At 49.0% G+C, this 9111-nt stretch carries 12 protein-coding genes; 1 reads left to right on the top strand and 11 read right to left on the bottom strand.

Features of this window, described 5'->3' with window-relative positions; translation table 11 throughout:
* Positions 1-118: 118 nt before the first annotated feature.
* The 11 genes from ndk to trmJ all read right to left on the bottom strand — a co-directional run bounded on the left by ndk (position 119) and on the right by trmJ (position 7969).
* On the bottom strand, positions 119-550 hold the full coding sequence (gene ndk / locus K0504_RS17020; RefSeq protein ID WP_220105362.1) for a nucleoside-diphosphate kinase: 432 nt from the start codon (positions 548-550) through the stop codon (positions 119-121).
* Between the two features lie 205 nt (positions 551-755).
* Entirely contained in the window at positions 756-956 is a 201-nt protein-coding gene (iscX, locus tag K0504_RS17015) for a Fe-S cluster assembly protein IscX (RefSeq protein WP_220105361.1), read from the bottom strand.
* A gap of 17 nt (positions 957-973) precedes the next feature.
* Positions 974-1312 (bottom strand): ISC system 2Fe-2S type ferredoxin, encoded by a 339-nt coding sequence (fdx, locus tag K0504_RS17010; protein WP_220105360.1) that lies wholly within the window; start codon positions 1310-1312, stop codon positions 974-976.
* A 1-nt stretch (position 1313) separates the two neighbouring features.
* Complete coding sequence (gene hscA / locus K0504_RS17005; protein ID WP_220105359.1) at positions 1314-3182, bottom strand: Fe-S protein assembly chaperone HscA; 1869 nt, start codon at positions 3180-3182, stop codon at positions 1314-1316.
* A gap of 30 nt (positions 3183-3212) precedes the next feature.
* On the bottom strand, positions 3213-3740 hold the full coding sequence (gene hscB / locus K0504_RS17000; RefSeq protein WP_220105358.1) for a co-chaperone HscB: 528 nt from the start codon (positions 3738-3740) through the stop codon (positions 3213-3215).
* A 31-nt stretch (positions 3741-3771) separates the two neighbouring features.
* A complete protein-coding gene (gene iscA, locus K0504_RS16995) occupies positions 3772-4095 on the bottom strand; it encodes an iron-sulfur cluster assembly protein IscA (protein ID WP_220105357.1) in 324 nt (107 codons plus the stop codon).
* An 18-nt stretch (positions 4096-4113) separates the two neighbouring features.
* Positions 4114-4497 (bottom strand): Fe-S cluster assembly scaffold IscU, encoded by a 384-nt coding sequence (iscU, locus tag K0504_RS16990; protein ID WP_220105356.1) that lies wholly within the window; start codon positions 4495-4497, stop codon positions 4114-4116.
* 30 nt (positions 4498-4527) lie between these two features.
* Positions 4528-5742 carry an IscS subfamily cysteine desulfurase gene (locus K0504_RS16985; RefSeq protein ID WP_220105355.1) on the bottom strand — a complete coding sequence of 405 codons (1215 nt, stop codon included), beginning with the start codon at positions 5740-5742 and terminating at the stop codon, positions 4528-4530.
* Positions 5743-5784: 42 nt separating this feature from the next.
* Positions 5785-6264, bottom strand: coding sequence for a Fe-S cluster assembly transcriptional regulator IscR (gene iscR, locus K0504_RS16980; protein WP_220105354.1), 480 nt, complete (start codon positions 6262-6264; stop codon positions 5785-5787).
* Positions 6265-6368: 104 nt separating this feature from the next.
* The gene (gene cysE / locus K0504_RS16975; RefSeq protein WP_220105353.1) at positions 6369-7178 is read right to left on the bottom strand and encodes a serine O-acetyltransferase; all 810 of its coding nucleotides are present in this window, start codon (positions 7176-7178) and stop codon (positions 6369-6371) included.
* 14 nt (positions 7179-7192) lie between these two features.
* Positions 7193-7969, bottom strand: coding sequence for a tRNA (cytosine(32)/uridine(32)-2'-O)-methyltransferase TrmJ (trmJ, locus tag K0504_RS16970; RefSeq protein WP_220105352.1), 777 nt, complete (start codon positions 7967-7969; stop codon positions 7193-7195).
* A gap of 148 nt (positions 7970-8117) precedes the next feature.
* On the opposite strand from trmJ, the gene suhB reads away from it, so the two are divergent.
* Complete coding sequence (gene suhB / locus K0504_RS16965; RefSeq protein WP_220105351.1) at positions 8118-8921, top strand: inositol-1-monophosphatase; 804 nt, start codon at positions 8118-8120, stop codon at positions 8919-8921.
* Positions 8922-9111 lie beyond the last annotated feature (190 nt).

Raw genomic sequence — 9111 nt, 5'->3', positions numbered from 1 at the left:
AACAAGTGCACAAAAAAGCCAGCGTTGAAGGAACGCTGGCTTAATAAAAACCGTCAACTTATTTTAGGACGGCACAGCCTTCATGTGAGTGAGTTTGAAGGCTATAGAAAGTTCACACTTAGCGAGTGCGTGGGCAAACTTCATCATCAGTGAAGAAGTAAGCAATTTCACGCGCAGCCGACTCTGTGGCATCTGAGCCATGAACAGCATTTTCGCTAACTTCCGTGGCGTAGTCGGCACGAATGGTACCGCGAGCCGCATCAGCAGGGTTTGTGCTGCCCATGATTTCACGGTTGGCAAGCACGGCATTTTCGCCTTCTAACACCTGAACCATAACAGGCCCAGACGTCATAAACGCGACCAAGCCATCGAAGAATGGCTTACCTTTGTGTTCAGCATAAAAGCCTTCAGCTTGCTCTTGGCTCATGTGAATCATTTTTGAAGCCAGAATAGTCAGGCCTGCTGATTCGAAACGGCTGTAAATAGCACCAATTAAGTTCTTAGCTACAGCATCAGGTTTGATAATAGAAAATGTGCGTTGAATCGCCATCTTTCAGCTCTCCTTGAGAAGGTACGTAGGTTCCTGTTGTTGTCACAGGTTGTTCTTGAGGTAATTATCGGGGCGCATTATACGCAACCAATAAGCTGAATGAACAGCGCTAAAAACTCATCAGATGTGACTTACCCATCATAAAGCTAACGGCACATAGAAATTAAGTCATCAGCCAAAAAAAACGGCCCAAAGGCCGTTTTAATTAATCTGCTTCGTCAATCCAGTGTTGCTGAATCGCTTCTAGAATGCGTTCTCCGCAATGGTCAGGATCATCATCAAATTCATCTAAATCCATCACCCACTGCATTAAGTCGGTAAAACGCACTTTGGTAGGATCTTCATCCGGAAAGGTATCGATGAGCGCCAAAGCAATCTCTAACGAGTCGGTCCATTTTAATGACACCTTGCATCTCCTTCAGGTTAATGTTGTTCAGACACCATATTGAGGGTGTACTTGGGGATTTCTACCACTAAATCTTCGTCTTCTATTTTAGCCTGACATCCTAATCGAGACTCGGGCTCTAAGCCCCACGCTTTATCCAGCATGTCATCTTCGAGCTCGTCGCTCTCTTCAAGCGAGTCAAACCCTTCGCGCACCACCACATGGCAAGTTGTACACGCGCAAGATTTTTCACAGGCATGCTCAATGTCAATGTGATTGCGCAGCGCCACATCTAATACTGTTTCGCCTTCGGCAGCCTCAACCACCATCCCCTCTGGGCATAATTCTTCGTTCGGCAAAAATACGATCTTCGGCATGTTACACCTCATCCACTTTGTGACCTGCTAACGCCGTTCGGATCGATAGATCCATCCGCCGTGCGGCAAATTGTTCTGATAATTGATTCACTTGTTCAATAGCTTGTTCGATGGCTTTGTCATCATCACCATCGGCTATTTGCTTAAGCTCAAGCATGCCGGCTTCTAATGCTTCTCGTTCGCTACAGCTCAACAGTTTGTCACCATCAGCGGCCAACGCCACGATTAGCGCCTCAAGCACACGATCAGCCTCAACCCGCTGCTCTGCCAGCATGCGCGCGCCCATATCTTGCTCGGCATGGGTGATTGACGACTTAATCATGTGAGTAATTTCATCTTCGCTCAACCCATACGAAGGCTTGACGTCGATAGAAGCGGAAACGCCCGTTGACTTTTCCATCGCGGAAACACTTAACAGCCCGTCTGCATCGACTTGAAATGTTACTCGAATATGAGCTGCGCCAGCTGCCAGCGGCGGAATATCCGTTAAGGTAAAGCGCGCCAGAGAACGACAGTCATCAACCAATTCACGCTCGCCTTGCAGCACGTGAATCATCATTGCCGTTTGGCCATCTTTAAAGGTGGTAAATTCTTGCGCCTTGGCAATCGGAATGGTGCTATTGCGCGGAATAACTTTCTCGACCAAACCACCCATGGTTTCAAGGCCAAGCGACAGAGGGATGACATCGAGTAACAACATGTCATCAGCACTTTTATTGCCAACCAATACATCGGCTTGAATAGCCGCACCAAGTGCTACCACTTGGTCTGGATCGATCGTCGTTAACGGTTGCTTGCCGAATAATTCGGCGACATCAGCTCGAACCTTAGGCACACGAGTTGAGCCGCCAACCATCACCACTTGCAAAATTTCATCGAGATTAATGCCGGCATCTTTAAGAGCCCGCTTACTGGCCCGTAAGGTTTTACGCACAAGGCTATCGATTAAACTTTCAAAGTGCTGACGCGATACGTCTATTTGATACTTTCCGGTCGACAACATCAGCTCGGCAACCACACTGGCGGCGTCACTCAATTGTTCTTTGGTTTGGCGCGCAACATTCGCCAAGTGGCGGACGTCTGATGAAGATAGTTGGGCCGTAGTTAAACCAGCACCGCGAATAAAATCGGCAACAAGAAGCTGATCAAAATCATCACCACCGAGGACCGAATCACCGCCTGTTGCTAGCACTTCAAAAATGCCTTTTTGCAAACGCAATACCGACACATCGAAGGTGCCGCCGCCAAGATCGTACACCACAATCACGCCTTCATCGCCGCTATCGAGGCCATAGGCCAGCGCTGCTGCTGTCGGCTCATTGATTAACCGAAGAACGTTCAAGCCAGCGAGCTCTGCAGCATCTTTGGTTGCTTGGCGCTGAGCATCATCAAAATACGCCGGCACGGTAATAACCGCGCCATCGATGTCGCCACTTAACGCGCTTTGTGCGCGTTGTTTCAACTGGGACAGTAGCTCCGCCGACACTTCAATCGCATTCACTTTACCGCGCGGGGTATTGAACGCCACCAAACCATTGTCAGTCGTCGTGAAGTTATATGGGAAAGATTGCGCGCGTGCTTTAACGTCAGCCAATGAACGGCCCATAAAGCGTTTGACCGACACGATAGTGTTGGCCGGATCTTGCTCGCTGTTAGCCAGCGCATCGTAACCGGTCAGCACTTGCTCGGTTTGATACCCTACCACTGACGGTAAAATGGCACGCCCGTGTGAGTCGAGCAAGGTTTCCGACTGGCCACTACGAACCGTCGCTACCAATGAGTGCGTGGTGCCTAAATCAATGCCAATGGCGAGTTTCTTTTGGTGGGGAGCGGCACTCTGGCCGGGCTCAGCTATCTGCAGCAATGCCATGTAATCTGCCTGAATTCTCAGTAAATAAAATTAGTAATCGAGCGCGTCTTCAGCTTGCGCGATTTCCGTTAGCAACTTATCCATAAACGATAGTTTACGCACTTCATTCGCCCAGGTCTGCACGTCTTGTCGATGTTCGCCAGCATCAAAAGCACTGGCGATGTTGCTATTTAACGCCGCTCGCTCAGCGCTAATGGCGTCAGAAAACGCCTCTAGTTTATCGATATCTTGCGAGCGCTTAAGATCGTCTAACTCTTCACGCCATTCCATTTGCTGCATTAAAAACATTGGGTCGCGCAGCGTTTGCTGTTCGCCTTTAAGCTCAACGCCAACTAACAGCAGCATGTATTGCGCGCGCAGCAATGGGGACTTTAGTGTTTGGTAGGCATCATTAATTTGCGCCGACTTTTGCACAGCCAAACGCTGAGCCTGTTGGCCCTGATTAGCGTAGTGATCCGGATGAACCGATTTTTGTAAATCGCGGTAGGTTTGCATCAACGCTGCTTGATCGAGGCTGAATTGCTCAGTCAAACCAAACAGCTGAAAGTAATTGTTCATTGATTATGCTTGGGCCTTCGCGAACCAGTCGCTAAACAGTGAAGCTCTCGCCACAACCACATTCGTCTTTGACGTTCGGGTTGTTGAACTGAAAGCCTTCGTTAAGGCCTTCTTTGACAAAATCGAGCTCAGTACCGTTGAGGTAGACCAAGCTCTTACCATCAATGATGATTTTCAGGCCGCGAGTTTCAAAAACTTCATCGCCATCTTCCAAGTCATCAACAAATTCCAAGACATAGGCAAGGCCGCTACAACCTGTGGTGCGAACGCCCAGACGCAAGCCAACGCCTTTGCCTCGGTTTGCCAAAAATGCACTGACTCGTTCGGCTGCTGCGTCAGTCATTGTTACTGCCATGTCCTAAGTCTCCTGAAATTATGCTGGTTGCTTGCTTTTGTAATCTTCGATAGCGGCTTTAATCGCATCTTCTGCCAAGATAGAACAGTGGATCTTCACTGGCGGCAGAGCAAGCTCTTCGGCGATGGTCGTATTCTTAAGTGCCGCAGCCTCATCAAGGGTCTTACCTTTAACCCATTCGGTCACCAGTGATGATGACGCAATTGCGCTACCACAGCCATAAGTTTTGAATTTTGCATCTTCAATGACACCTTCGTCATCAATTTTCAGCTGCAACTTCATCACATCACCACAAGCTGGTGCACCGACCATGCCAGTAGCGACCTGTGGATCGTTTTTATCAAATGAACCAACGTTGCGAGGGTTCTCGTAGTGATCGATTACTTTTTCACTGTAAGCCATGTTTTATTACTCCTACTTATCCGAACGCAATTAGTGATGGGCCCACTCGACTTTGTCGAGGTCCACGCCGTCTTTAAACATTTCCCAAAGCGGCGACATATCGCGTAATTTGCCGATCGCGTTTTGCAGTAAGTTAATGGTGTAGTCCACTTCTTCTTCGGTAGTAAAACGACCGATACTGAAACGAATTGAGCTATGGGCCAACTCGTCATTTAATCCTAAAGCACGTAACACGTATGACGGCTCTAAACTGGCCGAGGTACATGCTGAACCCGAAGAAACGGCCAGATCTTTTAGCGCCATGATTAACGATTCACCTTCAACGAAGGCAAAGCTTACGTTGAGGTTACCGGCAACACGCTGCTCCAGATCACCATTGACATAAACTTCTTCCATGTCTTTGATGCCATTCCACAAGCGCTCGCGCAACGCCAGCACACGTTCATTTTCCTGCGCCATTTCTTCTTTAGCAATGCGAAATGCTTCGCCCATACCCACAATTTGGTGAGTCGGTAAGGTGCCCGAACGCATACCACGCTCGTGACCGCCGCCGTGCATTTGCGCTTCTAAACGAACCCGAGGTTTACGGCGAACATACAAGCCACCGATGCCTTTAGGGCCATAACATTTATGAGCAGAGAAGCTCATCATGTCGACTTTTTGCTCAACAATATCAATTGGCACTTTGCCCGCGCTTTGCGCTGCGTCTACATGAAATAACACTTTACGCTCACGGCACAATTCGCCAATTGCAGTAATGTCTTGAATCACGCCAATTTCATTATTCACGTGCATGATGCTGACGACGACTGTGTCGTCGCGGAATGCCGCTTCAAGTTTCACTAAATCAATCAGACCATTGCTTTCTGGTTCTAAATAAGTGACTTCAAAGCCTTCACGCTCAAGTTGGCGGAATGTATCAAGCACGGCTTTATGCTCAGTTTTACAGGTGATCAGGTGTTTGCCTTTCTTCTGGTAGAAGTGAGCGGCACCTTTAATGGCCAAGTTGTTTGACTCAGTCGCACCTGAGGTAAATACGATTTCACGTGGATCGGCATTGATCAGATCGGCAATCTGATTGCGGGCAATATCAACTGCCTCTTCCGCTTGCCAACCAAATTTGTGCGAGCGTGAAGCAGGGTTACCAAACACACCATCGGTGGTAAGGCATTGCATCATTTTGTCGGCAACACGCGGATCAACCGGGGTTGTTGCTGAGTAGTCCAGGTAAATCGGAAGCTTCATTGGTTACTCCGTAAAAATCTCGTCTTATGCCTTAGCAGGCAATCAACCAACCATGTGGAGCGGTATGTTGATTTTGTCATTATTTAATTTTGCATCTTGGCGTTCGGTAATACCTTTTACTTCATGCTCTTGCATCAAGTCGGCCAGTGAAATTCCCGCCAAGAAATTTTCGATTCGCTCACTCAACCCAAGCCACAGGGAGTGCGTTAAACAGCGATCGCCACTTTGGCAATCGCCTTTGCCTTGGCAGCGAGTCGCATCAATCGACTCGTCAACCGCCGCAATCACCATATTCACGGAGATCTCTTGTGACTCTTTGCCGAGTCGATAACCACCGCCGGGACCACGTACACTAGAAACCAAACCTTGCTTACGTAAACGCGAAAACAATTGTTCTAGGTATGACAAAGAAATGTCCTGTCGCTCAGAAATATCGGCCAAGGGTACGGGGCCATTTTCTGAGTGCAATGCCACGTCTAACATGGCGGTTACCGCGTAGCGGCCTTTCGAGGTCAATCGCATTTTTATTATTCCGGTATCTCTCAGCAATACTGGAATGGTCACATACCCGACTAAAACAGTCAAGTAAATAACATACCATTTTACTCAAGTTTAATCGGCGCGGATCAGATGCTCGGATCAAACGCGTCTTGATCGCGCTGACGGGCCCGTTCGGCTTGCTTCTCAGCTTCGGCCAATTCGATAACATCGAGCTCTGGAATGTCACCGCAAACCTCGCCACCTAAGTTGTTAATCGCACCACACATGTCGTTGACCCGGGCATCCATTAAATGAATATGATCAACTAACTGGCCAATGGCCTGAGCAACAGGATCAGGGTTGTCTGGTGACACCGCATAGGAATTAAAGCCATATTTTTTTGCAAGCGCATCACGATGCTTGCGCTGTTCGTCACTGGTGGCTTGTGCTTTGACAATACGGCCGGGAATACCCACAACCGTAGCGCCTGGCGGCACTTCTTTAACCACCACAGCATTGGAGCCAATGCGGGCATTTTCACGCACTGTAAACGGCCCTAATACTTTAGCGCCAGCGCCGATCACCACACCATTTTCTAGCGTAGGGTGACGTTTGCCCGGATCCCAGCTCGTGCCGCCTAGCGTGACGCCGTGATAAAGCGTTACATCATCGCCAATCTCTGCGGTTTCGCCAATGACGATTCCCATACCGTGGTCAATAAAAAAGCGGCGACCAATGGTTGCGCCCGGATGAATTTCAATGCCGGTCATCCAACGGGAAAATGCCGACACCAAGCGCCCTAACCATTTCAGGTGGTTACGCCAAAATACATTAGCCAAGCGGTGCAGCCAAAGCGCATGCAGGCCTGGGTAACAAGTTAATACTTCCCAAGTATTACGAGCCGCGGGATCGCGGCCAAACACGCAGCGGATATCTTCTCTCATGCGACTAAACATTCGTTTGACGCTCCTTAATCCTGGTTATCCTTGCCATCATCGTTGGATGCCTGCTTTGGTGTTGGTCGAAGTACGGAGCTAAGCATGCCGCGCAAAATATTCAATTCGGTCATTTCCGGGCGCGCCCGGTTAAACAGCCGACGTAATTTAGTCATTACCGCGCCCGGATGTTGCGGAATGATGAAGCCGGTTTCACGAAATGTTTGTTCTAAATGCTGATAAAACTGCTCTAACTGGCTTGCAAGCGGATAGTCCGCAGCCTCACTTTGTTCAGCTTCACCTTGCTGATCGCCGTCGTTTTGTTGGGCTAACCAAGCCATTCGCACTTCATAACATAAGGTTTGGACGGCAGCGGCTAAATTCAAGGAACTATATTCGGGATTCGCCGGAATACACACATGAAAATGACATTGTTGCAGCTCTTCGTTACTGAGCCCGTGGGCTTCGCGGCCAAATACCACAGCAACGGGGTAATTAGGCGCTTCAGCGATCGCCTTCTCGCCACATTGGCGCGGATCTAACATCGGCCAACTAAAGGTGCGGTTGCGCGCACTGGTCCCTACAACTAGACCGCAGTCAGCGATAGCTTCTTGCAACGAATCGCAAATTGTCACATTTTCCAGCACATCGACAGCACCGGCCGCCAATGCCACAGACTTACCATCGACCACGGCTTGCGGATCGACTAAGTACAAATGACGCAAGCCCATCGTTTTCATGGCGCGTGCGGCTGAGCCGATATTTCCCGAGTGAGTAGTGCCTACCAGCACAATTCGTACTTGATCTAACATCAGAAGAGGGTTCGCTTTTTTGCAGGGGCAAGGAGTTTATCACGGCAAAACAAACTTTTTAAAGGCAAGAATGCTGGAATAATAACCGCACTCTGTGTATACTCCGCCGCCGACCTAGTTCTTTAACAAAACATCGAGTGGTAGTGGAATGCATCCAATGCTGAATATCGCCGTGCGTGCAGCACGAGCGGCAAGTCGTGTGATCCTTCAGGGTTACGAAAAACTGGACCGTCTTGAAACAGAGACAAAAAGTGCGAATGATTTCGTCACAAATATCGACAAGGATGCTGAACAAGTCATTATCGAACATCTGTTGAAAGCTTATCCGGACCATAGCATTGTGGCCGAAGAAAGCGGCATCAGTGGCGCTGACAACAGCGACTACCAATGGATTATCGACCCACTCGATGGCACCACCAACTTCATGCGTGGTGTGCCTCACTTTGCAATTTCAATTGCATTGAAATACAAAGATCGCCTAGACCAAGGCTTGGTTTACGATCCAATCCGAGATGAATTATTTACTGCAAGTCGTGGTGCTGGTGCTCAGCTCAACGGCTATCGTATTCGTGTCACTGACAAACCAGATTTAGCCGGCAATGTTCTTGCCACTGGCTTCCCATTTAAAGCCAAACACCACTTGCCTGCTTACACGGCAATCTTTACTGATTTGTTTTCACAAGTTGCCGACATGCGCCGTGCTGGCTCTGCCGCACTGGACTTAGCTTATGTAGCAGCTGGCCGTTACGACGGTTTTTGGGAAATCGGCTTGAAGCCTTGGGATATTGCCGCTGGCGAACTCATCGTTCGTGAAGCCGGCGGTTTAGTCTGTGATTTCACCGGTGGCCACAACCACCTGAAAAGCGGCAACGTTGTTGCAGCGAACCCACGCATCACCCAACGTTTGCTGAAAACTATGCAACCGCATTTGGGCGAAGCGCTAAAACGCTAAACTAGTCGCTAATCGACACAACCACTGCACAACCAAGTGCGCGTGGTATACAGGCCGCCCAAGGCCACAAAAAAACCGGCCAATTCGCCGGTTTTTTTATGCTTAAAATGTTCACCCAACGATTGCCGCTGCGCGTCTTCAATCAACAGACACTCGCGGCTTTTTGCGTCATTGTTTACTTTGTTTCCTA

This window comes from Neiella holothuriorum (genome assembly GCF_019457915.1).
GTDB classification, from domain to species: Bacteria; Pseudomonadota; Gammaproteobacteria; order Enterobacterales; family Neiellaceae; genus Neiella; species Neiella holothuriorum.
This window is presented reverse-complemented; position numbering and strand designations above follow the sequence as displayed.